26 protein-coding genes are annotated in these 24800 nt (G+C 66.8%); 14 read left to right on the top strand and 12 right to left on the bottom strand.

From position 1 onward, the window contains the following. Positions 1-71: 71 nt before the first annotated feature. Complete coding sequence (gene hrpB, locus E8M84_RS06410; protein WP_137110314.1) at positions 72-2480, top strand: ATP-dependent helicase HrpB; 2409 nt, start codon at positions 72-74, stop codon at positions 2478-2480. A 135-nt stretch (positions 2481-2615) separates the two neighbouring features. On the opposite strand, the gene bchE is transcribed toward hrpB, so the two are convergent. Further along, positions 2616-4157, bottom strand: coding sequence for a magnesium-protoporphyrin IX monomethyl ester anaerobic oxidative cyclase (bchE, locus tag E8M84_RS06405; RefSeq protein ID WP_137110313.1), 1542 nt, complete (start codon positions 4155-4157; stop codon positions 2616-2618). Between the two features lie 181 nt (positions 4158-4338). Between bchE and E8M84_RS06400 the strand changes: the two genes are divergently transcribed. Continuing rightward, positions 4339-5541, top strand: a complete 1203-nt coding sequence (locus E8M84_RS06400; protein WP_137110312.1) for an MFS transporter — start codon at positions 4339-4341, stop codon at positions 5539-5541. On the opposite strand, the gene E8M84_RS06395 is transcribed toward E8M84_RS06400, so the two are convergent. Together E8M84_RS06395 and E8M84_RS06390 are read right to left on the bottom strand one after the other, a co-directional pair. After that, positions 5529-6083, bottom strand: coding sequence for a cysteine hydrolase family protein (locus tag E8M84_RS06395; protein ID WP_137110311.1), 555 nt, complete (start codon positions 6081-6083; stop codon positions 5529-5531). The genes E8M84_RS06400 and E8M84_RS06395 overlap by 13 nt on opposite strands. Then, positions 6080-6574, bottom strand: coding sequence for a DUF1993 family protein (locus E8M84_RS06390; RefSeq protein ID WP_137110310.1), 495 nt, complete (start codon positions 6572-6574; stop codon positions 6080-6082). The genes E8M84_RS06395 and E8M84_RS06390 overlap by 4 nt, the downstream gene beginning before the upstream one ends. 137 nt (positions 6575-6711) lie before the next feature. Between E8M84_RS06390 and E8M84_RS06385 the strand changes: the two genes are divergently transcribed. After that, positions 6712-7824 carry a P1 family peptidase gene (locus tag E8M84_RS06385; protein WP_137110309.1) on the top strand — a complete coding sequence of 371 codons (1113 nt, stop codon included), beginning with the start codon at positions 6712-6714 and terminating at the stop codon, positions 7822-7824. Here E8M84_RS06385 and E8M84_RS06380 read toward each other — a convergent pair. From E8M84_RS06380 to E8M84_RS06365, 4 genes are all read right to left on the bottom strand, one after another. After that, positions 7821-8252 (bottom strand): SRPBCC domain-containing protein, encoded by a 432-nt coding sequence (locus E8M84_RS06380; protein ID WP_137110308.1) that lies wholly within the window; start codon positions 8250-8252, stop codon positions 7821-7823. The genes E8M84_RS06385 and E8M84_RS06380 overlap by 4 nt on opposite strands. Then, complete coding sequence (locus E8M84_RS06375; protein WP_137110307.1) at positions 8245-8613, bottom strand: helix-turn-helix transcriptional regulator; 369 nt, start codon at positions 8611-8613, stop codon at positions 8245-8247. Before E8M84_RS06375 ends, E8M84_RS06380 begins: the two co-directional genes overlap by 8 nt. 142 nt (positions 8614-8755) lie before the next feature. Next, a complete protein-coding gene (gene argF / locus E8M84_RS06370; protein ID WP_137110306.1) occupies positions 8756-9682 on the bottom strand; it encodes an ornithine carbamoyltransferase in 927 nt (308 codons plus the stop codon). 80 nt (positions 9683-9762) lie between these two features. Further along, positions 9763-10953 carry an aspartate aminotransferase family protein gene (locus E8M84_RS06365; protein ID WP_137110305.1) on the bottom strand — a complete coding sequence of 397 codons (1191 nt, stop codon included), beginning with the start codon at positions 10951-10953 and terminating at the stop codon, positions 9763-9765. A gap of 343 nt (positions 10954-11296) precedes the next feature. On the opposite strand from E8M84_RS06365, the gene E8M84_RS06360 reads away from it, so the two are divergent. Then, positions 11297-12229: a Hint domain-containing protein gene (locus tag E8M84_RS06360; protein WP_137110304.1), complete on the top strand. Its 933-nt coding sequence runs from the start codon at positions 11297-11299 to the stop codon at positions 12227-12229. Here the strand turns inward: E8M84_RS06360 and E8M84_RS06355 are convergent. After that, a complete protein-coding gene (locus E8M84_RS06355) occupies positions 12226-13365 on the bottom strand; it encodes a serine hydrolase (protein ID WP_137110303.1) in 1140 nt (379 codons plus the stop codon). The genes E8M84_RS06360 and E8M84_RS06355 overlap by 4 nt on opposite strands. A gap of 135 nt (positions 13366-13500) precedes the next feature. Between E8M84_RS06355 and E8M84_RS06350 the strand changes: the two genes are divergently transcribed. From E8M84_RS06350 to E8M84_RS06330, 5 genes are all read left to right on the top strand, one after another. Then, complete coding sequence (locus E8M84_RS06350; RefSeq protein WP_137110302.1) at positions 13501-13947, top strand: GNAT family N-acetyltransferase; 447 nt, start codon at positions 13501-13503, stop codon at positions 13945-13947. 88 nt (positions 13948-14035) lie between these two features. Beyond that, positions 14036-14635: a GcrA family cell cycle regulator gene (locus E8M84_RS06345; protein WP_137110301.1), complete on the top strand. Its 600-nt coding sequence runs from the start codon at positions 14036-14038 to the stop codon at positions 14633-14635. A gap of 106 nt (positions 14636-14741) precedes the next feature. Next, on the top strand, positions 14742-15314 hold the full coding sequence (locus tag E8M84_RS06340; RefSeq protein WP_137110300.1) for a DUF1285 domain-containing protein: 573 nt from the start codon (positions 14742-14744) through the stop codon (positions 15312-15314). 5 nt (positions 15315-15319) lie between these two features. Further along, a complete protein-coding gene (locus E8M84_RS06335; protein ID WP_137110299.1) occupies positions 15320-16096 on the top strand; it encodes a hydroxypyruvate isomerase family protein in 777 nt (258 codons plus the stop codon). A 142-nt stretch (positions 16097-16238) separates the two neighbouring features. Then, positions 16239-16424: a zinc-finger domain-containing protein gene (locus E8M84_RS06330; protein WP_137110298.1), complete on the top strand. Its 186-nt coding sequence runs from the start codon at positions 16239-16241 to the stop codon at positions 16422-16424. Positions 16425-16474: 50 nt separating this feature from the next. Here the strand turns inward: E8M84_RS06330 and E8M84_RS06325 are convergent, their stop codons facing one another. After that, positions 16475-16957 (bottom strand): GNAT family N-acetyltransferase, encoded by a 483-nt coding sequence (locus tag E8M84_RS06325; RefSeq protein WP_137110297.1) that lies wholly within the window; start codon positions 16955-16957, stop codon positions 16475-16477. Positions 16958-17246: 289 nt separating this feature from the next. On the opposite strand from E8M84_RS06325, the gene polA reads away from it, so the two are divergent. The 3 genes from polA to E8M84_RS06310 are packed head-to-tail and all read left to right on the top strand — an operon-like array spanning position 17247 to position 20782. Next, on the top strand, positions 17247-20084 hold the full coding sequence (gene polA, locus E8M84_RS06320; RefSeq protein ID WP_137110296.1) for a DNA polymerase I: 2838 nt from the start codon (positions 17247-17249) through the stop codon (positions 20082-20084). A 15-nt stretch (positions 20085-20099) separates the two neighbouring features. After that, complete coding sequence (locus tag E8M84_RS06315) at positions 20100-20426, top strand: hypothetical protein (protein WP_137110295.1); 327 nt, start codon at positions 20100-20102, stop codon at positions 20424-20426. Continuing rightward, positions 20423-20782: an MmcQ/YjbR family DNA-binding protein gene (locus E8M84_RS06310; RefSeq protein ID WP_170971859.1), complete on the top strand. Its 360-nt coding sequence runs from the start codon at positions 20423-20425 to the stop codon at positions 20780-20782. The genes E8M84_RS06315 and E8M84_RS06310 overlap by 4 nt, the downstream gene beginning before the upstream one ends. 175 nt (positions 20783-20957) lie before the next feature. On the opposite strand, the gene E8M84_RS06305 is transcribed toward E8M84_RS06310, so the two are convergent. From E8M84_RS06305 to E8M84_RS06295, 3 genes are all read right to left on the bottom strand, one after another. Next, positions 20958-21413 (bottom strand): DUF1203 domain-containing protein, encoded by a 456-nt coding sequence (locus E8M84_RS06305; protein WP_137110293.1) that lies wholly within the window; start codon positions 21411-21413, stop codon positions 20958-20960. 67 nt (positions 21414-21480) lie between these two features. Beyond that, positions 21481-21852 (bottom strand): HIT domain-containing protein, encoded by a 372-nt coding sequence (locus E8M84_RS06300; RefSeq protein ID WP_137110292.1) that lies wholly within the window; start codon positions 21850-21852, stop codon positions 21481-21483. Between the two features lie 5 nt (positions 21853-21857). Beyond that, positions 21858-23435, bottom strand: a complete 1578-nt coding sequence (locus tag E8M84_RS06295; RefSeq protein WP_137110291.1) for a DUF5928 domain-containing protein — start codon at positions 23433-23435, stop codon at positions 21858-21860. Positions 23436-23583: 148 nt separating this feature from the next. On the opposite strand from E8M84_RS06295, the gene E8M84_RS06290 reads away from it, so the two are divergent. Then, the gene (locus E8M84_RS06290) at positions 23584-24402 is read left to right on the top strand and encodes a sulfotransferase family protein (protein WP_137110290.1); all 819 of its coding nucleotides are present in this window, start codon (positions 23584-23586) and stop codon (positions 24400-24402) included. A 1-nt stretch (position 24403) separates the two neighbouring features. Beyond that, the gene (locus E8M84_RS06285) at positions 24404-24796 is read left to right on the top strand and encodes a GFA family protein (protein WP_137110289.1); all 393 of its coding nucleotides are present in this window, start codon (positions 24404-24406) and stop codon (positions 24794-24796) included. The last annotated feature ends 4 nt before the right edge of the window (positions 24797-24800 follow it).

The following is a 24800-nucleotide window of genomic DNA, read 5'->3' as shown; positions in this document are numbered from 1 at the left end:
CGGGGCCCAAGATTTTTCGGCGAAACTTCTTGGGGCTTCCGGAGGCGGCGGCTGCGCGCGATAAGCGGGGCATGATCGAACTGCCCGTCTCCCATGTCCTGCACGAGCTTGCCGCAGCGCTGTCCGCGCGCGGGGTGGCGGTGTTGCAGGCGCCGCCCGGGGCGGGGAAGACGACGCTGGTGCCGTTGGACCTGCTGGCGCGGGGAATGGTCGAGGGCCGCATCCTGATGCTGGAGCCGCGCAGGCTGGCCGCCCGCGCCTCGGCCGAGCGGATGGCGGAGACGCTGGGCGAAGCCGTAGGTCGCACCGTTGGATATCGCATCCGGGGGGAGGCCAAGGTCTCGTCGGCCACGCGGATCGAGGTGGTGACCGAGGGCATCCTGACGCGGATGATCCAGTCGGACCCGGAGCTTTCGGGTGTCGGGCTGGTGATCTTCGACGAATTCCACGAGCGCAGCCTGAATGCCGACCTTGGCTTGGCGCTGTGTCTGGAGGTGCGGGGGGCCCTGCGTGAGGACCTGAAGCTTCTGGTCATGTCGGCGACATTGGATGCGGGGCCGGTGGCGGCACTGATGGGCGATGCTCCGGTGGTGACCTCGGAGGGTCGCGCCTATCCGGTGGAGACGCGGTGGTTGCCGAAGCCGCCGGATGCCTCGATGCGGCTGGAGGCAGTGGTCGCGGGGGCAGTGAAGGCGGCGCTGGAGGAGACTGACGGCGGGATGCTGGTCTTCCTGCCCGGTGAAGGAGAAATCCGGCGGGTGGAGGCTCTCTTGCGCGATCTGCCGGGGGTGGCGGTGCGGCCCCTGTTCGGGGCGATGGATTTTGCGGCGCAGCGGGCGGCGCTGGCCCCGGTGGAGGGGCGGAAGGTGGTGTTGGCGACTTCGATTGCGGAGACCTCGCTGACCTTGCCGGACATCCGGGTGGTGGTGGATGCGGGCCGGTCACGTCGGGCGCGGTTCGATCCGAATTCGGGAATGTCGCGGCTGGTGACGGAACGGGTGACGAAGGCAGAGGCGGAACAGCGGCGGGGCCGGGCGGGGCGGGTCGCGGAAGGGGTCTGCTACCGGCTGTGGACGAAGGGCGAGGAAGGCGGCCTTGCCCCCTACCCGCCCGCCGAGATCGAGGTGGCGGACCTGACGGGGCTGGCGCTGGAACTGGCGCTGTGGGGCGGCGCGGAGCTGCCGTTCCTGACGCAGCCGCCCGCAGGACCGCTGGCCGAGGCGCGCAGCCTGCTTGTGGGGTTGGGCGCGCTGGACGCGCGGGGGCATGTCACCGCGCATGGCCGGGTGCTGGCGGGGCTGCCCTTGCATCCGCGTCTGGGTCACATGCTGGCGGTCGCCGGGCCGGGGGCGGCGACCTTGGCCGCACTTTTGGCAGAACGGGACCCGCTGCGCGGGGCGGGGCCGGATCTGGCTTTGCGGATGCAAGCGATCCAGCGACCGGGGCCGGAGGCGGACCGGGGTGTAGTGGAACGAGTGCGGGCCGAAGCGAAGCGGCTGGAGGCGGCGGCGCCGAAGGGAGAACGGGCGGGGTTGTCGCTGGCCGAAATGGCAGCGTTGGCCTATCCGGACCGGATCGGGCTGCGGCGGAAGGGCGAGGCGCCGCGCTGGGTTCTGTCTGGCGGCAAGGGGGCGGCGATTGCTCCGGGGCTGGCACTGTCGGGGGCGCGGCTGATCGTGGCGACGGACCTCGACGGCGACGCGCGCGAGGCTTTGGTGCGGCAGGCGGTGGCGATTTCCGAGGCGGAGGTGCGGGGGCTTTACGCGGACCGTATCCAATGGGTCGAGGTCTGCGAATGGTCCCGGCGCGAGGGCCGGGTCGTCTCGCGCCGGCAAGAGCGGCTGGGGGCGCTATTGCTGGATGATCGGCATTGGGAAGCGGCCCCGGAGGCTGTCGCAAGGGCGGCACTGGAGGGGGTGCGGCTTCTGGGACTGCCCTGGTCGCCTGCGGCGCGGCGGCTGCGGGCGCGGGCGCGTCTGGCGCGGGGCGAAGGCTGGCCGGGGGTGGATGATGTGGAGCTTCTGGCCAGTGCCGAGGAGTGGCTGTTGCCGCATCTTTCTGGCGTGAAGACCGAAGCGGACATCCGGGGGTTCGATCTGGTGACGGCGCTGCAAGGGCTGATCGGCTGGGACCGGCTGGCCGAGATGGACCGGCTGGTGCCGGGCAGCTTCGAGACGCCATTGGGCCGGAAGATCCCGATCGACTATGACGGCGAGGTCCCGGCGATCGAGGTGCGGCTGCAGGAGATGTTCGGGGTGACGGTGCATCCGGTCGTGGGCGCGGCGCGGATGCCGGTGCGGGTCACGCTTTTGTCCCCGGCGCAGCGGCCGGTGCAGGTGACGACCGACCTGCCACGGTTCTGGGCGACCTCTTATGCCGACGTGCGGAAGGACATGCGGGGGGCCTACCCGCGCCATCCCTGGCCCGAGGACCCGATGCAGGCCGAGCCGACCCTGCGCGCGAAGCCGCGTGGGACCTGAGCAGGATCATTGTGGGCGTCAGCCCCGGTCCACGTCGCCCGGATGCGCTTCAGGCGCCCGAGGACGCCGCCGCCGAAGTCCGCTCGGATCGACGGGGCGAAGCGCATCGGTCGGCGAGAGGTCAAAGCGGACGCGCTATCGCCGGGCTGGAAGGGCTGCATGCGAGGGGCGGGGCATCTGGTCGCGTGGGGCGCGGCGGTCAAGCGCCAGTTCCGGCAGCTGGTCCTGCCCCCAGAAGGCCCCCACGGTCGGGCCGGGGCGGGTGCGGCTGAGGATCGCGTCGCGGATTTCGTGCAGCCAGACCCGGGCACCCATCCGGCTGTACCAGCGCTGGGCATGGCGGAGCGTGGGGTCGGGTTGCATGAGGGCCCGCCACAGTGCCTTGGGCCGAAGTTGCAGGCAGGCCTCGATCAGCTTGACCCAGAGAAACACCCGCCAGGCCGGGACGCGCGGGGTCTCCAACACCTGATGCTTGTAGTCCCAGAAGCGCAGGTCGGTGCGGATCACCCGGCGATGCGCGCTTTGGCCGTGGAAGGGGGTCCAGCGGTGCGGGGTGGCAAAGACCGACATCACCTGATCGGGGTCATAGGCCAGAAGGTGGCGCAGGAGACGCCAGTAGTCGGCATCCGTCTCTTCCTCGAACCCCACGCCGAAGGTGCAGAGACCGATCATCTTGTGCTGGCGGAGTAGCTGGATCGCCTGCCGGTCCTTGGCGCGGGTCCCGCCCTTGCGCACGGTCTGCAAGGTCGCCTCATCGGTGCCTTCCAGCCCCAGAAGGAAGCGCAGGCATCCCGCGCGTTTGTAGAGGTGCAGGATGTCGGCATCGCGGACGATGTCATCGGCCCGGGTGGAGCCGATGATGAGGACGGGGACGTTTTCGGCGATCATCGCGTGCAGGAAAGCCTCCCACGCCTTGCGGGACGAGGTCGGGTTTTCGTCGGCGAGGTTGACCAGTTGCACGCCGTGGTCGCGGTGCAGCCGGGCGATCTCCTTCGCAAAGGCCACCGGGTCGCGGTGCCGCCACTGGGTCCAGAAGCCGCGCTGGCCGCAATAGGTGCAGGGGTGCGGGCAGCCGCGCGAGAACTGCATCACCACCGACCGCAACCCGCCCCAGTAGGAATGGGCAGCGAAGTCGATCAGTTCCCACCCCGTGCGGTGCTGGTCGAGATCGCGGATCATCGGCGCGGGCGGGGTGGCGAAAGGCTGGCCGTCCTTGCGAAAGGCGAGGCCGGTGATTGTGCCCAGCGGCGACCCGGTGGCGAGGGCGGCGGCCAGGGCAACCACTGTGACCTCGCCCTCACCCCGGACGATGACGTCGATCTGCGGGGCCTCGGACAGGATGTCCTGCCAATGGTAGCTGGGATAGACTCCGCCGTAGACGATGGTCACCGCAGGCAAGGCCGCGCGGACGGCGGCGGTGATGGCAAGGCAGGTCGGATGCGCCGAGGTCGAGCCGGAATGGCCGAGCATCAGGATGTCGGGTGGGTCGGCGGCCAGCGCGTCAAGGATCGCAGGCAGACGCATCGGGGCGAGGTCGGCGTTGATAAGGCGGACCTGGTGCCCGGCGTCGATCAGCGGCCCGCCGATCTGCAGAAGACCCAAGGGCGGCAGAAGTTCCCCCGGGACACGGCTGCCGATGGACCGGTGCGGCGGGTTCAGAAGGGCGATGCGCGACATGGGCGGGACCTGGGCTGTTGCAGGCGCAAGGGAAGCACGGCGAAGGGGAGCTTGCACCTGCGGCAATCCCGACTGCGCGGGTCGGAATTCCTTACAACCTTGCAACACGGATTGATCGCCCGCCCCTTTCCCCTGCGTCGCAAGGGGAATATGACATGCGCTAACAATCGTGAGGCAGAAGATGCAGGTGGATGTTCAAGCGCGGCGCGCGCGGTGGGCGGTGGCGGCCATGTTCCTGGCCAACGGCTTTGTCATGGGGGCCTGGGCCCCGCAGATCCCGCTGCTCATGCCGCGCCACGACGTCACGGAATCGGTGCTGGGCCTCTTGATCCTGGTGCTTGGGCTTGGGGCAATCTCGGCCATGCTGTTCGCCGGACGGCTGATCAGCGTCTACGGTGGGCGGCGAGTGCTGTCGCTGTTCTCGCTGGCGCTGATCCCGGTGCTGCCGATGGTGGTCTTCTCGCCCAACCTCTGGCTTCTGGCGCTGTTCATGGCGGTCTTCGGGGCGATGGCGGGCTGCATGGACGTCGCGATGAATTCCCAGGCCGTGGTGATCGAGCGGCGGCTGGACAAGGCGATCATGTCCTCCAGCCACGGGTTCTGGAGTCTTGGCGGCTTCATCGGCGGGTCGGCCGGGGCCTGGGTCATCGCGCATTGGGGGTCCGAAGTGCAGTCGCTGCTGACCGCCGGGGTGGTGGCCGCAATCGTTCTGGCGGCGATGCCGTTCCTCTTGCCCGATGTCCCGGTCGCAGCGGTGGCCGAGGCGGCCCCTGCCCCGAAGACCAAGCTGTTTCCGAAGGATTTCCACGTCTGGCTTCTGGGGTTCCTCGCGCTGGCCTCGATGGTGCCGGAAGGCGCGGTGCTGGATTGGGCGGCGATCTACATGCAGAAGGAACTGGGGTCCGATGTCTTCGTCTCGGGCCTGGGCTTTGCCTTCTTCGCCGGTGCGATGGCGCTGATGCGGTTCCTGGGGGATACGGTGCGCAACCGGCTTGGGGCCGTGCGGACGCTGCGGATTTCCGGCTGGCTGGGCGCGGCGGGCATGATGGGCGGGGCGGTGGCGACGGCGGACTGGATGGTGATCGTCAGCTTCTTCGTCGCCGGCCTTGGAATCGCGAACATGGTGCCGATCCTGTTCTCGGCCGCCGGGAACCACCCGCGCCTTCCTTCGGCCAATGCGATCTCGATCGTGACGATGGTGGGCTATTGCGGCATCCTGGTTGCCCCGTCGAGCATTGGCTTTGTCGCCGAGCACCTGGGCTTCCGCCCGACCTATGCCGGGCTGTCGCTGGTGCTGGTCCTGGTCGCCATGCTGGCTGCCCGCGCGGCGGACGCGGATGGGCGGGCAAAGGTGACGGCGCCGACGGGCGCTCAAGCCGCCTGAGGGACGAGGTCCGCGACCGTCGTCAGCGTGGCGAAATCCGCGCCCAGCAGGGACAGGGTCACGCGGAAGACCGTTTCCGCGTCGATCTGGCCCCCGTCATGTGCGGGCAGGTCGAAGCCAAGGAGCGCGTCCTGCGGCAACAGCACCTTGTAGCCAAGGTCCGAGGCCTGCCGCACGGTCGAGGTGACGCAGAAGGCGGCAACCGCCCCGGCGATGACAAGATCGGTGATGCCCTGCGACTTGAGATAGGCGTCAAGGCCGGTGCCGTGGAAGGCCGAGGAGCCGTGTTTCCAGAACACCGTCTCGCCAGTCCGGGGCACCGCGCAGGGCATCGGCTCGGCCCCCGGCTCCCCCTTGCGGAAGGGCGAGGCCGGGTTGGGGTCGTCGTGCAGGACATGCAGGACCGGCGTGCCGGTGGTCCGGGCATCCGACAGCAGGGCTGCAATGCGGTCGGGCGCGTCCGAGGTCGCGGTCGGTCGGCCCGCGCGGATGCGGTCAGCCATGCCTTCCTGCATGTCGATGACCAGAACCGCGCGGCTCATGGTGCGCCCATGTAGTCGCGCTTGCCCAGTTCCACCCCGTTCGCGCGAAGGATGTCGTAGGCGGTGGTGACGTGGAAGAAGAACTGCGGCAGCGAATAGAAGGACAGGAACTCGTCCCCCTTCAGAACCATGTCGCGGCCGCCTGCCTTGAAATGGACGTCGCGCGTGTCGGCATGGGCGAAGTCGGCGGCCTGGAAACTGCCCATGTAGCCCCGCGCGGCGCTGATGCGGTCTTTCAGCTCGGCGAAGGTCGTCTCGGTGTCGGGGAAGCCCTTCGGCTCGACCCCCGCCAGCCGGGCGGTGCCGCGGGCAGCGAAGTCACAGGCCAGTTGCACCTGACGAGTAAAGGAGAACATGTCGGGGAAGAGGCGGGCCGCAAGGATCACCTCGGGCTTGATGTTTTTCGCACTGCAATGCGCCTCGGCCTTGTCGAGGATGGTGGCGAGGGCAGAGAGGAACCGGTCGAAGACGGCAACGGAACGGCGATGCATGGGGGGGCCTCATGGTGCAGGATGGCGCGATGTTGGCCGGTTTGCGGGCGAAGGTGAAGGGGGAAACGTGTGCGCCCCCTTGGCCGGGACGGTGGCGCTGCCTAGGCTTCGGGGACACAACCGGGAAGGCCGTCGAGATGTCCCTGAAACCCCGCACCCGCGAGCTTGGCCTGCCTTTCCCCGGCACTCCCGGACCCTGGAACGCGATCACCGATGTCGCGGGCGTGTCGGTGGGCTTCACCACCCTGACCGACCCGGCACGCGCGATGCGGACGGGGGTCACGGCGATCCGGCCCCGGCCCGACAAGGGCCGCCCGATGCCGGTCTGGGCGGGGGTCCATGCGCTGAACGGCAACGGCGAGATGACGGGGACGCACTGGGTGAACGACGCGGGCTATTTCCTGGGGCCGATCCTGGTCACCAACACCCACGGCATCGGCGCCTGCCACCATGGCGCGACCGAGTGGATGATCCGCCACTATGATACCCATTTCCGCGAGGAACATGCCTGGGCCATGCCCATCGTGGCCGAAACCTATGACGGCACGCTGAACGACATCAACGCGCTACATGTGCGGCCGGAACATGCCGTGGCGGCGCTGGATGCGGCGGTCTCGGGGCCGGTGGCCGAGGGATCCACGGGCGGCGGGAACGGGATGATCGCCTATGGCTTCAAGGGCGGCACGGGGACCTCGTCGCGCCGGGTGACGGTGGGCGGGCAGGTCTACACGGTGGGGGCACTGGTGCAGGCGAATTATGGGCGGCGCGAATGGTTCACCGTTCTGGGCGTGCCGGTCGGCCGGGCGATGCCGCTGGCGGTGCCTGAGGACGCGGAACGGGGGTCGATCATCGTGATCCTCGCGACCGACGCGCCTCTGTCGGATGCGCTGCTCCGGGGCCTGGCAAAACGGGCGGCCCTGGGGATCGGGCGGTCGGGGACCGTGGGCGGCAATTCCTCGGGCGACATCTTCCTGGCGTTCTCGACCGCCGACCCGATGCCCGAACCGATTCACGCGGGGCCGGTCATCACCCGACACAGCCTGAACTGGAACGGGATGGACCCGGTCTACGAGGCCGCCGTGCAGGCGGTGGACGAGGCGGTCATCAACGCCATCGTGCAGGGCGAGGATGTGCCTTGCATCAAGCCAGCGGGCGCGGTCTGCCCGGGGATCGACACCGATGCGTTGTGTCGGCTGGTCCTGGGGCGCGGGACTGACCCGGGCAGACCGGGGCCAGTACCTGACCGCTAGGCTGCGGCTTCCGTCAGCAGCGTGGCAAGCCGCTCCAGGATCCGCGCCCAGCCGTCGCGATGCCCGTCCCGCGCGCCTTCGGACAGGAACTTCACCTGGGACAGCGTGACTTCGGTCCCCTCGGCCACCGGGGCAAGGCGGATCGTCACCTCGCTGTCGGCGGGGGAGTAGGGCGAGGACCAGGTGAAGCGGATCAGCGAATGGGGCACGATGTCCTTGTAGACACCTTCATGCGGGATCGGCTTGTCGGCGGTCATCACGATGCGGAAGCTGCTGCCGACGCGGGGGTCGGTGTGCGCCCCGGTCACCGTCTGGTCGGCCCCGCCCGCCATGAAACGGGCGATGGTGGCGGGGTCGAGCCACGCGGCATAGAGCGCCTGCGGCGTGGCCTTGATCGTGCGGCGGATGGAAAGGGTCAGGTCAGTCATCGGTTTGGTCCTTCTCGAAATGGGCTTGCAACGCATCCTGCCGGAGATCCCAGATCGACCGCAGGTCGGTGAACCAGCGGAAGGCCTGGTGCAGGGGGGCGAGGTTCACCTCGATCAGGTGTTCGCGCCACTTGGTCCGGCGGCTGACCAGACCGGCTTTCTCCAGTACCATGATGTGCTTCGACACCGCATTGAGGCTGATGTCGAAGCGCGCGGCGATGTCCGTCACGCGGGCCGGGCCTTCCTGCGCCAGATGCGTCAGGATCGCCCGCCGGGTGGGATCGCCCGCGGCCTTGAGCGGAAGGGAGAGCGGGTCGCCCTGGGGGTCGGGTGCGGGGTCGGAGTCGATTCGTTCAACCATATGGTGGAATTATCACGCATATGCCGATCATTCAACCGTTTTTGTGATTGATGCCAAGGGAACACGATGCCACGACAAAGCAAAGGCCGACTTCCGCCCGGAAATCGGCCTTGGGTCTGTCGGTCGGGATTGGTCCGAGGGGTCAGACCCCCAGACACCAGCGCATGACGGCCTTTTGGGCGTGCAGGCGGTTTTCGGCCTCGTCGAAGATCACGGAATGGGGGCCGTCCATCACCGCGCTCGTCGCCTCGTCGTTCCGGTGCGCGGGCAGGCAGTGCATGAAGAGGCTGTCGGGCTTGGCGCGGGACATGAGCTGTTCGTTCACCTGATAGGGGCGCAGCTGGTTGTGGCGGCGTTCCTTGGCGGATTCGGGGTCGTGCATCGAGACCCAGGTGTCGGTGACGACCAGATCGGCGCCCTCGATGGCGGTGAAGGGGTCGCGCTGGATCGTGACCTTCGAGCCCTTTTCGCGGGCGAAGGCGACGAACTTGTCTTCGGGGTCAAGCGTTTCCGGCCCGGTGAAGGTGAAGTCAAAGCCGAACTGTCCCGCGGCATGCAGGAAGGAGGCGCAGACGTTGTTGCCGTCGCCGCACCAGACGACCTTCTTGCCCGCGATGGGGCCGCGGTGTTCCTCATAGGTCATGACGTCGGCCATGATCTGGCAGGGATGGGTGCGATTCGTCAGGCCGTTGATGACCGGGACGGTGGCGTGTTCGGCCATCTCCAGAAGCGTTGCTTCCTCGAAGGTGCGGATCATGATGAGGTCGACGTAGCGCGACAACACGCGGGCGGTGTCAGCGATCGTCTCGCCATGGCCGAGCTGCATTTCCTTGCCCGACAGTACCATCGTCTCGCCGCCCATCTGGCGGACGCCAACGTCGAACGAGACGCGCGTGCGGGTCGAGGGCTTTTCGAAGATCAGCGCGACCATGTGGCCCTTAAGGGGCTGCTCGTCATCGGGCGAGCCCTTCGGACGGCCGTTGCGGGCGGTCTTCATGGCTTGCGCCGAGTCGATCATGGCCCGCAGGTGCGCGGGGTCGGTCTTGTGGATATCGAGGAAGTGGTTCATGTCGTTTCGCTTTTTGGACCCGTGAAGCCGGGGGTTTCACACCCCCGGACCCCCGTGGGATACTTGTGGACAGAAAATGCCTAGGCAGCCTTTTCCAGATGGGTGGCGGCCTGGTCGAGGCGGGTGAGGGCCTCGGCGATGTCGGTGTCAGGGATGTTCAGCGCGGGGAGAAGGCGCAGGACATTGTCGGCGGCGGCGACGGTCAGGACACCGGCCTCATAGCCGGCCTTGACCACATCGGCCGGGGCCGGCTTGCATTTCAGGCCCAGCATCAGGCCTTCGCCACGGACTGCTTCGAACACCGTGGGGTGGCGGGCGACGAGGGATTCGAGGCCCTGGCGCATCAGCGCGCCCTTGCGGGCGACCTCGGCCAGGAAGGCAGGGTCGGAGATGATTTCGGTAACCTTCGCGCCCACGGCGCAGCCCAGGGGGTTGCCGCCGTAGGTGGACCCGTGGGTCCCGGCGGTCATGCCGGAAGCCGCGCGTTCGGTGGCAAGGACCGCCCCCAGGGGGAAGCCGCCGCCGATGCCCTTGGCGACCATCATGATGTCGGGGGTGACGCCTGCCCATTCATGCGCGAAAAGGCGGCCGGTGCGGCCCATGCCGCATTGCACCTCGTCGAAGATGAGGAGCGTGCCGGTCTGGTCGCAGAGGTCGCGCAGGCCCTTCAGGCACTGGTCGGGGACGGGCCGGATGCCGCCCTCGCCCTGGATCGGCTCGATGATGACGGCACAGGTCTTGTCGGTGATGGCCGCGCGGATGGCGGCGTGATCTTCGTCGGACGTCGGCCATTTCAGATGGACGAAGCCCGGCATCAGCGGGCCGAAACCCTTGACCATCTTTTCCGACCCAGCTGCCGCGATGGCACCGGTGGAGCGGCCGTGGAACGCGCCCTCGAAGGCGACGATCTCCACCCGTTCCGGGTGGCCCGCGTCATAATGGTGCTTGCGCGCCATCTTGATCGCAAGTTCGGCGGTCTCGGTGCCCGAGTTGGTGAAGAAGACAGTGTCGGCGAAGGTGTTTTCGGTCAGAAGCTTCGCCAGCCGTTCCTGTTCGGGGATCGTGTAGACGTTCGAGACATGCCACAGCTTCTGCGCCTGTTCGGTCAGTGTCGCGACCAGCGCGGGATGGGCGTGGCCCAGCGAGTTCACCGCGATCCCCGAGCCAAGGTCGAGGTATCGGCGCCCGTCCTCGGCGATCAGCCAGCTGCCTTCGCCCTTGACGAAGGCAATGGGCGCGCGGTTGTAAGTCGGCAGGACGGACGGGATCATGGAACGGGGTCCTCGCAGGATGAAAGCCAATGGGTGCCCGAGGGCTGGCTGTGAGTCAACTTGGGGAAGGAATGGCGCAGGGGCGCCGATGACAGCGGGACAGGCGTCAGACGCGACGGCGTCGGCGCAGGTCAGCAGCAAGATGGGGTCCAGCGGTCATGCCTTGGGGCATAGCGGGATTGCCCGCCCCGGTAAAGCGGATTCCTGCGGGTCCGGCCCGTGGCCCGGGTCACAACCGCTTTTCGCTGGAAATGACCTGTAAACGCTGGCAAGGCAGAGTGGGAAACGCGAAGGGCGCCAAGGCCCCATCGGGCACAACAAGGGACCGGGTTTCGGGACAGGCATGGCTGCAGACTGCATCACTGTCGGCGTCTTCGCGCTGGACCAGGTGATCCTGCCCAAACCGTCGGCCGCAAAGGGCTGGACGGCGCGTCTGGCCGAGGCTGCGCCAAGCCTGGTCATGGGGGCCACGACCTGCCCCTTCCAGCTGGTCCTGAGCGCCGAAGGCTGGGCGCTGGGCGAGACGGTGACGCTGTCGGGCGTGCGGCTGCATGCGGGGCGGCGGGTCCAGGTCGATGCGGTCGAGGGGCGGCCCGGACTGTTCCTCGTCCGGGTCGACGGCAAGGCCACGGGGCTGGCAAGCGCCACGCCCTGGGAAGCTGGCGCGCATCAGCGTGACGGGGCCAAGGAGCCGGAGGCACTGGCGGGCTATGCGCTGGGCACCCGGATCGACACGCCGGACGGACCGCGCGCGGTCGAAAGCCTTGCCCCCGGCGATGTGGTCACGACGCTGGCCAACGGCTCGCGCCCGCTGCGCTGGGTCGGGCGACGCCGGGTCGAGCCGGTGGAGATGCTGGCCCATCCCGGCCTTTGTCCGGTGGAATTCGCCCCGGGTGCTGCGGCCAACGACCGGGCGCTTCTGGTGTCGCAGCGCCAGCGGATGCTGATCGACGACTGGCGGGCTGCCGTCTATTTCGGCGAGGATCGCGTGCTGGTCGCGGCGCAGGCGCTGGTCGACGACCAGACGGCACGGGTCGTGCTGCCGGTCGATGGCTTCGACTATGTCATTCTTCTTTGTGACCGGCACGAGGTGCTTCTGGCCGAAGGCGCGCTGTCGGAAAGCTTTCATCCCGGCGATGCCGGGCTTGCAGGCCTATCCGCGCAGGCGCGGGCAGAGATTGCCGCGCTGATCCCCGAGGCCGAGCTGACCCGGCGCCGGGCGGCCTTTCCCATCGTCCGCAACTCGGAAGCGCGGGCCTTGCGCCTGCAGCCCTAGGTCCCGGCGCAGATCTCGGCAAGCATGGTGATGATCGGCGGATACCAGGCCGGGTCGAAGCCATGCGCGTCCTGCAGGACCGACAGGAAGCAGGCCACGCGGCCGGTCTGCGGGTTTGCGACCAGATATTGTCCGCCATAGCCGCCATGCCCTACCCAGGTGCCATCGGTATTGGTCTGGTTGGAATAGCGCAGATGCGCGCGGGGGGCGGGCATCGGCACGCCGCCAGTCAGGGTCCGCTCCAGAAACGCCGCCGATCCGAAGGCGCGCCCGTCCACCCCCTTCCCCATCCGCGCGAACAATGCGCCATAGCGGCAGAGGTCGCGGGCGGTCAGGCAAAGACCCCCGCTGAAGATCGGCGTGCCCGCGCGGTCGGTCCCCATGTGCAGCGCGCCCTCGACCCCCGCCGCATCGGCCAGATCGGCCAGCCAGGCGCGCAAGGGACGGCCACCCCGCGCCTCGGCCGCCAGCATCAGGACATCTGTGTTGGCGCTTTTGTAGAGGCTCATGCCGCTGCGGTTAACCGTGTCTGGTGCCCCCGGGGCCAGCCCGATGCCGGCCAGAAGATCGGCCATCAAAGGCTCCCGCCCCTGGGGCAGCCGCATGCCCATCGCCACCTCGTGCTGGAAGACCGTGGTGTGCGGGTCGGTGTAATCCTCGTTGAATGCGTTGTGGACGTTCATGTCCAGGATGTCCTGCACCCGGGCGTCGCGGTATCCGGGGCCGATCCAGGGCAGGCTGTAGCCAAGGGGCGCATCAAGGTCAAGGTGGCCCTCCTCCCACAAGCGGCCCAGGATCAGGTTCGCCGCCATCTTGGAAATCGACATGATCGCATGCGGCTGGTCGGGCCGGAAATCCGGGGCATAGGCCTCATGGAGGAGCCGGTTGCCTTCGATCACCGCCATGGCGGAAAACCAAGGGCTGGCGGTCAGTCGGCGCACATCGTCACGCGCGGGTATCGACAGGTCGGCGGCCAGGCGCAGGTCCAGAACCTGGGCCGAGCGAAAGGTCTGTGTATAGCGCGCGATCCGGTGCAGGCTGTGGAACCCTTGCCGACGGTGCGGGGCCGAATTCCACCGCGGGTGCAGGTCGGGGCCGACCGACAGATCGGGATTGGGATGGGTGCGCAGCGGCATGGCGGCCTCCTGATGGGCGAAGGATAGGTCCGGTCGGGTGGGGCACAAGTAAGGCAATCCTTTGTGGCAACCGCGAAACCGGGCTAGACTTGTCACGGACGGTTTCAGACTGATGACAGAAGCGGCGCAGGCGGGATGGCAGAGTGGCGGATACGGAAGCTCGACCCTGGGGATGCTGATCAGGTGCTGCGGGCGGATGTCTTCGACGGCCCGGCCTTGCAAGACAGCGTTACCCGGTTCCTTGGCCGTCCGGGCGCTCCCGATACGCGCAACCTGATGCTGGTGGCCGAGGTTCGGGGTCGGATCGAGGGTTTCGTCACGGCGGTCCTGCTCGATCACCCCGACAAGCCGCTGACGCTGTTCATCAACGAGCTTGGCGTGAACGAAGCCTTTCAGCGGCAGGGGATCGGTCTGGCCTTGCTGGACGCAATCCGGGCCGAGGGGCGGGCGCGGGGGTGCGGCACCACCTGGGTCGCGACCGAGGGTGACAACCATCCCGCCCTTGCGCTTTACCGCGCGGCAAAGGGAGAGGAGACCCCCGACATCGTCATGTTCACCTGGGAGGAGTCCCCGCCCGGCTGACCGTTCCCGGGGATTCTGCGGCCCGCCCTTGCGGCCCCCCGCTCCGGACGGATAGTATGCACCGGTAATCAGACAGGCGGAGAACGGGATGTCCTGGACGGACGAGCGGGTCGAGACGCTCAAGCGCATGTGGAACGAGGGCCAGTCGGCCAGCCAGATCGCCAAGGAGCTGGGCGGGGTGACCCGCAACGCGGTGATCGGCAAGGTGCACAGGCTGGGCCTGTCAAACCGGGTCGGCGGCAAGGACGACGAGGACGAGGCCGCACCTGCGGCGGCTCCGGTCGCGGCGGCAAAGCCCGAACCAGCGCCGCGTCCCGACCCTGCGCCGCGCACCGAAGCGCCGCGCCCGGCAGCCCAGCCAACCCCGGCTGCGGCTCCGGCGTCGAACGTGACCCCCCTGCCGGTGCGCAAGGCGATCATCCCGGCGGGCCAGCCCCTGCCACCGCAGCCCAGCCTGAACGAGATCAGCCCCGAGGCGCTGGCCTCGGTTCGCGAGGTGGAAAAGCGCGCCCGCAAGCTCACGCTGATGGAACTGACCGAGCGCACCTGCAAATGGCCGATCGGCGACCCGGCGACCGAGGATTTCTGGTTCTGCGGCCTGCCGTCCTTGCCCGGAAAGCCCTATTGCGAGGCGCATGTCGGCGTGGCCTTCCAGCCGATGAGCGCCCGGCGCGACCGGCGCCGCTGAGGCCGCCGTCCACGCCTTGGGAACGCAGGCCGGGCCGACGGGGTTGTGACCGTAGCCCGGTCTGTTGTCCGGTTCCCCTCGGACCCTGCCGCCGGAGTGCCCGCCGATGCCGACACCCAACGCCGATACCCTTGCCGCCGCCGCCAAGGCCGCAAACGCCAAGGGCGCGCCTCCGGTGCATCTGTGGAATCCGCCGTTCTGTGGCGACATCGACATGCGCATCGCCCGTGACGGGACCTGGTTCTACCTCGGCACGCCCATCGGCAGGGCGCCCCTGGTCAAGCTCTTCTCCTCGATCCTCAAGCGCGAGGGGGACGGCTACTTTCTTGTCACCCCGGTCGAGAAGGTCGGAATCAAGGTCGACGATGCCCCTCTGCTCGCGCAGGATTTCGAGGTGCAGGGCCAAGGCCGCCACCAGACCCTGACCTTTGTCACCAGGACCGAGGACGAGGCCGTGCTTGGCCCCGACCACCCCCTGCGGGTCGAGCGCGACCCCGCCAGCGGAGAGCCCGCTCCCTATATCCTGATTCGCAGCAATCTCTGGGCGCTGATCGACCGGAAATCCTTCTACCGGCTGATCGATCTGGGTTGCCATGAGGACCACGACGGGCATAAGTGGTTCGGAATATGGTCCTCGGGGCAGTTCTTCCCGGTCATCCCTTCTTCGGAATTGCCCTGATCGAAATGCCCCGCTTCGCCGCCAACCTGACCTACCTCTTCACCGAAGTCCCGATGCTCGACCGCCCCGACTGGGCGGCGCGCTGCGGGTTTGACGGGGTCGAGGTGCTGTTCCCCTACGACCAGCCAATGGCCGACTGGGAACGCGCGCTGAACGGCATCCCTCTGGCACTCATCAACACGCCGCCCGGCGACTGGGCCAGCGGCGACCGGGGCTTTGCCGCCGTCCCGGGGATGGAGCTGCGTTTTCGCGACAGTTTCCTGCGCGCCGCGGAATACGCGACCCGGCTGAACGCGGGCCGGGTGCATGTGATGGCGGGCGTGGCCAAGGGCCCGCAGGCCGAACAGGCCTATGTCGAGAACCTGACCTGGGCCCTGGATCAGGCGCCGGACCTGTCGCTGACGCTGGAACCTCTGAACCCCGACGACATGCCGGGCTACTTCCTGAACGACTACGATCAGGCGGCCCGGATCGTCGACGACCTTGCCAATCCCCGGATCGGGCTGCAATTCGACCTCTGGCACGCCGCGCGGCTGCATGGCGATGCCGGGCAGGTCTGGCAGGACCACCGGAGCCGCATCAGCCATATCCAGATTTCCGGCTTTCCCGGCCGCAACGAACCGGGCGGCGGGGGGTTCTCGCTGCCCGACCTCTGCGATGCGGTCGATGAACATTGCAGCCATGTCTGGATCTCGGGTGAATACCGGCCCGCCCGCGGCACCGCGCAGGGGCTGGGCTGGCTGACCGCATTGAAATCTCGCGGGACCCTGATCGGGGGGTAAGGGCCACGCCCGTAGGGTGGGTCGTTCCGGCCGGCGAGGCCGGGTTGACCCACCGCCCCGCCGATCAACCCTGCGCATTCCCCTTGTATCCCCGCCCCCTCGCCCGCTAAATGGCGGCGCGGACCGAACAGGATACTGACCCATGCCCACCCCAGCCCCGGAAACCCAAGTCGTCACCACCTGGAAAGTGGCCTGCGATGGCGGCGAAGGCGCCCTGGGGCACCCCCGGGTCTGGCTAACGATCCCTGCGGACACCGGCTGGGTCGAGTGCGGCTATTGCGACAAGCGCTACGTCATCGACCGCGACCACGCCCACGACGACCACTGACTTCGGGGCACTGACGCCGGGGCGGCCGGGCGCAGGGCCCGGACTGCCGGTCACTCCGCCGCAAAGCGCGGCTCGGCTGCGTCCATGTCCAGCCCCAGTGCCCGGTAGCCCAGCGCAGACCCGTCCATCACCGGCCGCGAGCTGACCGTCACGCCTTCGCAACCCATGCGCCCCGCCTCGGCCCGGACCTCGGCCAGAAGCGCCCGCCCGATGCCGCGCCCTCGGTCGGGCTGTTGCACATAGAGCTGTTCGACGAACCCCCAACCCGTCCCCGTCACCATGTTTCGCCCGACCAGCATCAGCGCATAGCCCACCGGATGGCGCTGCGGGCTGTCAGGCCGGTGCGCCACCAGAAGCCGCGTGGCTGGTCCGTCGAGCGCGATCCGGGCCAGGATGCGAGGGGTGATCGCCACCCGCTCGCCCGCCTGCGCGCCAAGCGCGATCAGCATGCGGTGGACTTCCGGCAGGTCATCGGCGCAGGCGAGCCGGACGGTGACTGGCGGAGTATTCTGGAGAGGTTTGAGGTCTGGCATCGTGTGTTTCCTTCGCTGGGGGCCCTGCGAGGGAAACTTGAACCGGTTGGCCGAACCCTCGCGGGCGGCTTTCTCGGGGTTTGTCTCAGTCGTGAAACGCTGCCCTGCCGCCTATGTGGCGCAGGTCCAATAAAACGATACGGGGATCATCAGGGTCAGCATGGGTGGCACACTGCGTCGGGTTGGTGTCCGCGTCAAGCCCCGACATGCGCCCGCCAGAAGCGCCCGAACCGGGTAGCCCTTCGCCCCGCCTTCTGCCAATCTCTCTGCCAGACTCGGGAGACGACGCATGACTTTCGGCAAAGGCCACCACCTCCACCTCATCGACGGCTCGGCCTACATCTTCCGCGCCTATCACGCCCTGCCGCCCCTGACCCGCAAGTCCGACGGCCTACCGGTCGGTGCTGTCGCGGGCTTCTGCAACATCCTGTGGAACGAACTTTCGCGCGCCACCTCGAACGGCAAGGCCGCGACGCATCTGGCCGTTGTCTTCGACTATTCCGCCGACACGTTCCGCAACACGATCTACCCGGAATACAAGGCGAACCGCCCCGAACTCCCCGAGGACCTGCGCCCGCAGTTCCCGCTGACCCGCGAGGCCACCCGTGCCTTCAACGTCGCTTGTCTTGAAACGGAAGGCTATGAGGCCGACGACATCATCGCCACCCTCGCCTGCCGCGCGGTCGAGGCCGGGGGGACCTGCACAATCATCTCCTCGGACAAGGACCTGATGCAGCTGATCCGCCCCGGCGTCGACATGTTCGACCCGATGAAATCCCGCGCCATCGGCCCGGACGAGGTGATGGAGAAATTCGGCGTCCCGCCCGAACGGGTGATTGACGTGCAGTCGCTGGCCGGCGACAGCGTCGACAACGTCCCCGGCGCGCCCGGCATAGGCCTCAAGACCGCAGCACTTCTCATCAACGAATATGGCGACCTCGACACGCTTCTGGCCCGCGCCCATGAGATCAAGCAGCCGAAACGCCGCGAGGCGCTGATCGACAACGCCGAGAAGATCCGCATCTCGCGCCAGCTGGTGACGCTGACCTGCGACATGCCGCTGGACACCTCGCTCGACGAGTTGGAGATCCGCCTGCCGGAAGCAGACACCATCATGGATTTCCTGACGAAGATGGAATTCCGGACGCTCACCAAGCGCGTCGCCGACAAGCTAGGCATCGCTGCCCCGTCCCTGCCGGAGGTCTCGCAACTGCAGGTCGCCCCCAGCGATGAGAAGCCGAAGGCGCACGAAGACCCGCAGCTTCCCTTCGACCATTCCGCCTACGAATGTGTCAGGACTCGCGACGCGCTCGATCGCTGGATCGCCCGGATCACCGAGGTCGGCCAGGTCGCCGTCGACACCGAAACCACCAGCCTGGACGAGATGCAGGCCGACCTCGTCGGCATCTCGCTGTCGGTCGATGCCGGAAAGGCGGCTTACATCCCCGTCGGCCACACCACCGGCGGGGGCGACCTGTTCGGCGCGACGGCCCTTGCCCCGGACCAGCTGCCCCTGACCGAGGTCATCGCCGCCCTGAAGCCGCTCCTGGAGGACCCGGTGATCCTCAAGATCGGTCAGAACATGAAATACGACTGGAAGATCTTCGCCCGCCTCGGCATCCGCATCACGCCCTTCGACGACACGCTGCTGATGAGCTACGCGATGCACGCAGGGCTCCATAACCACGGCATGGATGAGCTTTCCGACCGCTATCTCGGCTACCAGCCGATCTCGATCAAGACACTCCTCGGCAGCGGCAAAAGCCAGATCACCTTTGACAAGGTTGCCATCGACGACGCGGTGAAATACGCGGCCGAAGACGCCGACGTGACGCTCCGCCTCTGGCAGACCTTCAAGCCGCGCCTGCACCGCGCGAAGGTCACCACCGTCTACGAAACCCTGGAACGCCCGCTGGTCCCGGTCCTTGCCGACATGGAAATGGCCGGGATCAAGGTCGACCGCGAGGTCTTGCGCGGCATGTCCAACGTCTTCGCGCAAAAGCTTGTTCAGCTGGAAGAGGAGATTCAGGACATCGCCGGCGAGAAGTTCAACGTCGGCTCGCCGAAGCAGCTGGGCGAAATTCTCTTCGACCGGCTACAAATCCCCGGTGGCGAGAAGGGCAAGACCGGGGCCTATGGCACTGGCGCCGACATCCTGGAAGACATCACCACGCTGGAGGACAGCCATCCGCAAGGCGCGAAACTGGCGGCCCGCATCCTCGACTGGCGCCAGATCGCCAAGCTGAAATCCACCTACACCGACGCCCTGCAGACGGCGATCAACCCCGATACGGGCCGCGTCCACACTTCCTACTCCATTGCCGGGGCCAACACCGGCCGCCTTGCCTCCACCGACCCCAACCTGCAGAACATCCCCGTCCGCACCGAAGAAGGCCGCCGCATCCGCGAGGCTTTCGTGGCCCCCGAAGGCCGGGTTCTGGTTAGCCTCGACTACTCCCAGATCGAGTTGCGAATCCTCGCCCACATCGCCGATATCCCGGAACTACGCCGCGCCTTTGAGGATGGGATCGACATCCACGCCCTGACCGCGTCCGAGATGTTCAACGTGCCGCTCGATCAGATGACCAGCGACATCCGCCGCAAGGCCAAGGCGATCAACTTTGGCGTCATCTACGGGATTTCCGGCTTCGGCCTCGCCCGCAACCTGCGCATCCCGCGCGCTGAGGCGCAGGGCTTCATCGACCGCTATTTCGAGCGTTTCCCCGGCATCAAGGGCTACATGTCCGATACTGTCAAATTTGCGCAAGCAAACGGCTATGTTCAGACGCTTTTCGGTCGGAAAATCAACACTCCCGAAATCAACGCCAAGGGACCCGGCGCAGGCTTCGCCAAACGCGCCGCGATCAACGCCCCGATCCAGGGCACCGCCGCCGACGTCATCCGCCGCGCGATGATCCGGATGCCTGCCGCGATCAAGGACCTCGACGCAAGGATGCTTCTCCAGGTCCACGACGAACTTCTGTTTGAAGTGTCAGAGGCGGACGCGTCGAAACTGATCCCCATCGCCAAAGAGGTCATGGAAACCGCCTCCGCCCCCGCCGTCAGCCTGAAGGTCCACCTTGCCGTAGAGGCTGGAACGGGGAAGAATTGGGCCGAGGCGCACTGACCGAAAGGACAAGCCATGCCGAAGACCTTGACCATCCTGCTCGCCCTGTCAGCCTTCGCCACGCCCGCCTTTGCCGACACCGAACTTGCCGACAAGGGCACTGGCGCGATCTACATCCTTGGCAACGCCAACGCAGACGGTGAACTGCCGCTTGCAAACAAGCTGGACGGCGAGATCGACACCTATCTCTTGACGCAGGACTGCTACGCCAAGCACCCGCTCTACGGCCTTGGCGCCTGGCAAGCAGTTGATAGCGGCTGGCGCATCATCGTCTCGGGCACCCAGACGGTCAGCTTTGATGGTGCCACGCCCTTCGACAACCCGGCCTGCGTCCCGCAGTGATCTCGACCTGGCCCGAACTCAAATCCCTCGCCCTCGGCCTTAACCTCCCCGAGGTCATCATCGACCACCCCTGGGGCAACGAATGCCTGAAGGCCCACGGCAAGATGTGGTGCTGGTGGTCGCCCTACGTCGATGCCGCCGTCTTCAAGGCAAGCCACGACGAACGCGAGATGCTGCTGCAGGCCGACCCCGACACCTTCACCCTTCACCCCCACTACGAACCGCACAACCTGATCCTGGTCCGCGCCGGGCGGATCGACGAAGGCTGGGCCACTGCCCGCCTCATCCAGCAGTGGCGCGATGCGGCCCCGAAGCGCTGGCTCAAGGCCTGGGATGCGGCCAATCAGCCCCTGTGACCCAGGCCTTTTCTCCTCCGCAAATATCCCGGGGTGGCCCAATGGGATCGCCACCGGTTCAAGAGGCCATTGGGCCGGAGGGGCAGCGCCCCTCGTCTGGCCCGAGGAGGAGGCGAAGGCCGACGACGAGACAACAGCCTCGCGCGTCAGCGCTCAATCTGAAAACCGCCCCGGCCTAGCGGTCGATCCGGACCTGATAGCAGTTGTTCCGCGCCGAGCGGACATGCAGATAGGCCACCCGAGCATCGTCGAACAGCGCCGCGGCCCGCGACGGGATCGACCCGGTCGCGACGACCCCGCCGGTGCCATAGACGATCCGGTCATCCGCCCCATAGCCGCGGACGATGTAGTCGGGCGAAGCCAGAACTTCCGGCAGCGCCTCGCCTCCCCCCGCTTCACAGGGATCCGCGCACAGGAAGATCGGCCCCACCTCGGCATAGGGCTGCAGGCTTGGGAAAGGGCGGTGCGCAAGGACTAGCATCCCGGCCCCTTGCGGGATCATCTTCAGACAATGCCGGCATGGATTGCCGCCGCCATCCGAAACCGAACGCTCGGGCACCTGCCCGTTCGCATCCGGCCCCCCGGCCTGATAGGCCCGCACCACATCTGTCGGTATCGCCACAAATCGCATGTCATCCTCCATCTTTCCCCGGAAGATGCCCGCGACCAGCACCCAAGACGACCCGATCCTTGCGGGTTCAGTCCCTCTCGACCAGGCGGCCCAGCACCCGGCCCCCCAGGATGTGCAAGTGGTAATGCGGCACCTCCTGCATCCCGTGCGCCCCGGCATTGGTGATCGCGCGGAACCCGTCCTCACCGGTCAACCCGAGGATCGCACAGACCTTGGCCACGGTGCGGTGGAAATCGACCAGTTCTTCGGCCGAGGCTTCGGCCGCGAAATGGTCAAAGCTGACATAGGCCCCCTTCGGCACCGCCAGCACATGTACTGGAGCCTGCGGGTGGATGTCGTGGAACACCAGCGTATGCGGCGTGTCCATCACCGTCTTGTTCGGAATCTCCCCGCGCAGGATGCGGGCGAAGATGTTGGTCGGGTCGTAAGTCCAGCTCATGTCACTCAATCCACGAATAGGTAATCGGTTGTGGCAATCTCTCGCGCGGTCTCGGCCGGGATATCCAGGAACTCGGCGAGGGCCATCGTGTTTTCCTCGATTGTTCCACTTTGGCGCATCCGGTAATGCGCCGCCAGATCAAGATCGCGCAGCCGGTCGCTTTCGAACTTCACATCATAGCGGATCGTCGGCAACAGCTGGTCCATCGCGGTCACCGGCGTGTGCGGCCCGGCAAGGCCAACCCGGCGGGCATGGCCGATCAGGTAGTCGTCGGTGAACTGGCAGTCGATTTCCAGAAGCCGCAGCTGCGCCCGGTCGTTGCCGAAATCCTGGATCAGCTCGATGCTGCCGGGATCGACGCAAACCACCAGCCGGTCGGTCTGCCAGTGCTCGAACAGCATCCGCACCAGTGCCCGGCGGTGGCGCATCCGCTTGTCCAGCCGGGATTCGATCCCGCCAAGGTCCGGCAGCGCCGTCGCCTCTTCGTTGAACAGATAGTCCACCGCCGGCACCTGGGTCAGCCCGCGCAGCCGGCCCACCAGCCGCTTGGCGACATGCCATTTCTTGCAGGCCACCATCAGCAGCGTCCGGTTGCGGCCAAGGCTCGTCTCCGCCTCCCAGAACCTTTGCGCAAAGCGCCGACCCTCCCGCCCCCGCGAGGTGAGATAGGCGAACTGCCGCCGCCCCTCGTCCGAGATGGCAAAATCGCGCCCGGTCTCGGAATAGAGCGCCCCAAGGCGATCCTTCAGAGCCTTCGCCTCGGGGCTGATCTTGCGGGCAAACAGAAACCCCTGCGCCAGAAGCAGGTCGTAGTGATCGTCATAGAAGGTCACCGGCATGCCATAGTCGGTGAACATGAGGAACGTCAGCGTGCGCGACCGGATTTCCCGGTCAGGCACCAGATGGGCGACCAGCGTCTGGAAGAAGGTTTCGTCCGGGATCCAGGTCGTCGCGAAAAAGCGCGGGATGTCGCGGCGCTTGGCCACGAAGTCCAGCACCGCCTCGACCGTGCGGCGGCGCAGGCACCACCACTGGCTGCCGATCCGCATCTTCAGGTCTTCGGGAATCCTCCGCGACAGTCCGAACTTCTTCTGCAATTCCATCGAGGTGTAGAACAGCCACTTCCGTTGCCGTTCGTTGAACCAGTGCCGGTAGATCAGCCGCTCTTCCTTGATCCCGGTCTTGATCCAGCCCGAGCCGAAGAAGTCGAAGCTTTCGATATAGTCGACGTCCTCTTCCTCCAGCCGGGCATGGATGAACTCGGCCGTCTTGATCGGCATGCAGTCGCCCGACAGCATGTAGAAATGCGTGGCCCCAGGAAAATCCGTCACCGCCGCCTTCAGCGCGGACAGGGTGGCGGCGACCAGGCTCCATTCCCCCCAGCCGCATTTGATGCGGCGACGGGCAAAGGTGACCTGGGGATTTCCGGCCAGCGCCTCGCGGATGCGGGCATAGTCGGCCTGGGCGGCCCGGGCGTCGAAATGGATCGCCACACAGTCGCCAGCCGCTGTCAGCCGCAGGGTCTGCGCAATGATGCCTTCGGGGTCCTTGTGGCAAAGAAGGATGAAGGCGATCTGCGTCATCGGTCCTGGGTCTGTCGGGAAATGCGTGCTTGTGACTGGTTAGACCGCCCGGGTGTTCCTTGAAAAGCCCGAATATGTCTGCTTGATTGCCGCAATCGTGGATCAGATGTCGGGTTCACGTCTTTGGGCTGCAGAAGGACCTTTGGTAATGGGTTTTCCCGGAACATGGATGACGGAAAGCGAAAGCGTCGTCTACCGGGTGGTGCCGAAATGTGCCTGCTCGACCATCGGGCAGATCATGTTCTACTCCGACCACGGTCGGTTCTTCGACGGCGACATCCACGACGCGACAAGCGGCCTACACAAATGGGCGATTGAAGGCAGCCAGCAGAAGATCGAACGCGCCGTTCGCGGCCAGCAGGTCTACGCCTTCACCTGCGTGCGGAACCCCTACACCCGCATCCTGTCGTCGTTCTTCGACAAGATCTGCGGCATCCAAAGGAACGGCAAACGCTATCGTGGCAACCTCGTACCGCTTCTGGTGCAGAAATACGGGATCGACGTCGGGGGCGACGACGGCAAGCAGGACTTCGACCAGATCGCCAGCTTCCGCCGCTTTCTCCTCTTCGCCCGCGACACCATCCGCTGGAAAAAGCCGATGGAGCCGGACATCCACTGGTCGGCGATGGCGGGCCATGTCTCGACCTTCATCGTCAACGGCGGGCGCTACAACCACATCTTCTTCACCGAGGATTTCAATCCCGGCATGCAGGTGGTGCTGGACAATATCCAGACGAAGCACCCGGTTGATCTGGCCGCAATTCCCCGCTTCAACGAAAGCGAAGGTCACGGGCCGAAACGCGCCCACCCGGTCGAGGCCTATTTCGACGATCTCTCGATGCATTTGATGTGGGAGATCTACAAACGCGACTTCCAGCTCTTCCGCTATGACTTCGACAACCCGGGGAACAAGATGCCCAAGGGTCCGGTTGACCTGGACGAGGTTCACGCCAAGCTGGGGGACTAGCATGGACGAGGTGACGGGCGGTTGTCTCTGCGGGGCGCTGCGTTTCACGGCGACCGGCGCACCCTACCGCGTCGGCATCTGCCACTGCATGGACTGCCGCAAGAACCATGGCGCGTTGTTCCATGCCTCGGCGATCTTCCCCGAGACCGCCGTGACCATCGCCGGCGAGGCGCGGCACTACCGCGATCGCAGCTTCTGCCCGACCTGCGGCTCGCCGGTCTATGCCCATATCGGGGACGAGATCGGCATCAACCTTGGCTGCCTGGACGAGCCGTCGGTCTTCCGGCCGACTTATGAGCTGTGGACCATCCGGCGCGAGGATTGGCTGCCAGAGTTTCCGTGGATGCGGCACTACGAAAGGGATCGCGAGAACGACAGCCGGACCGAGGGCTGACCCA

The organism is Rhodobacter sp. SY28-1 (assembly GCF_005222785.1).
Classification (GTDB): Bacteria; Pseudomonadota; Alphaproteobacteria; order Rhodobacterales; family Rhodobacteraceae; genus Tabrizicola.
The sequence above is the reverse complement of the archived record's forward strand: the minus strand, read 5'-3'. Positions and strand labels throughout refer to the sequence as shown.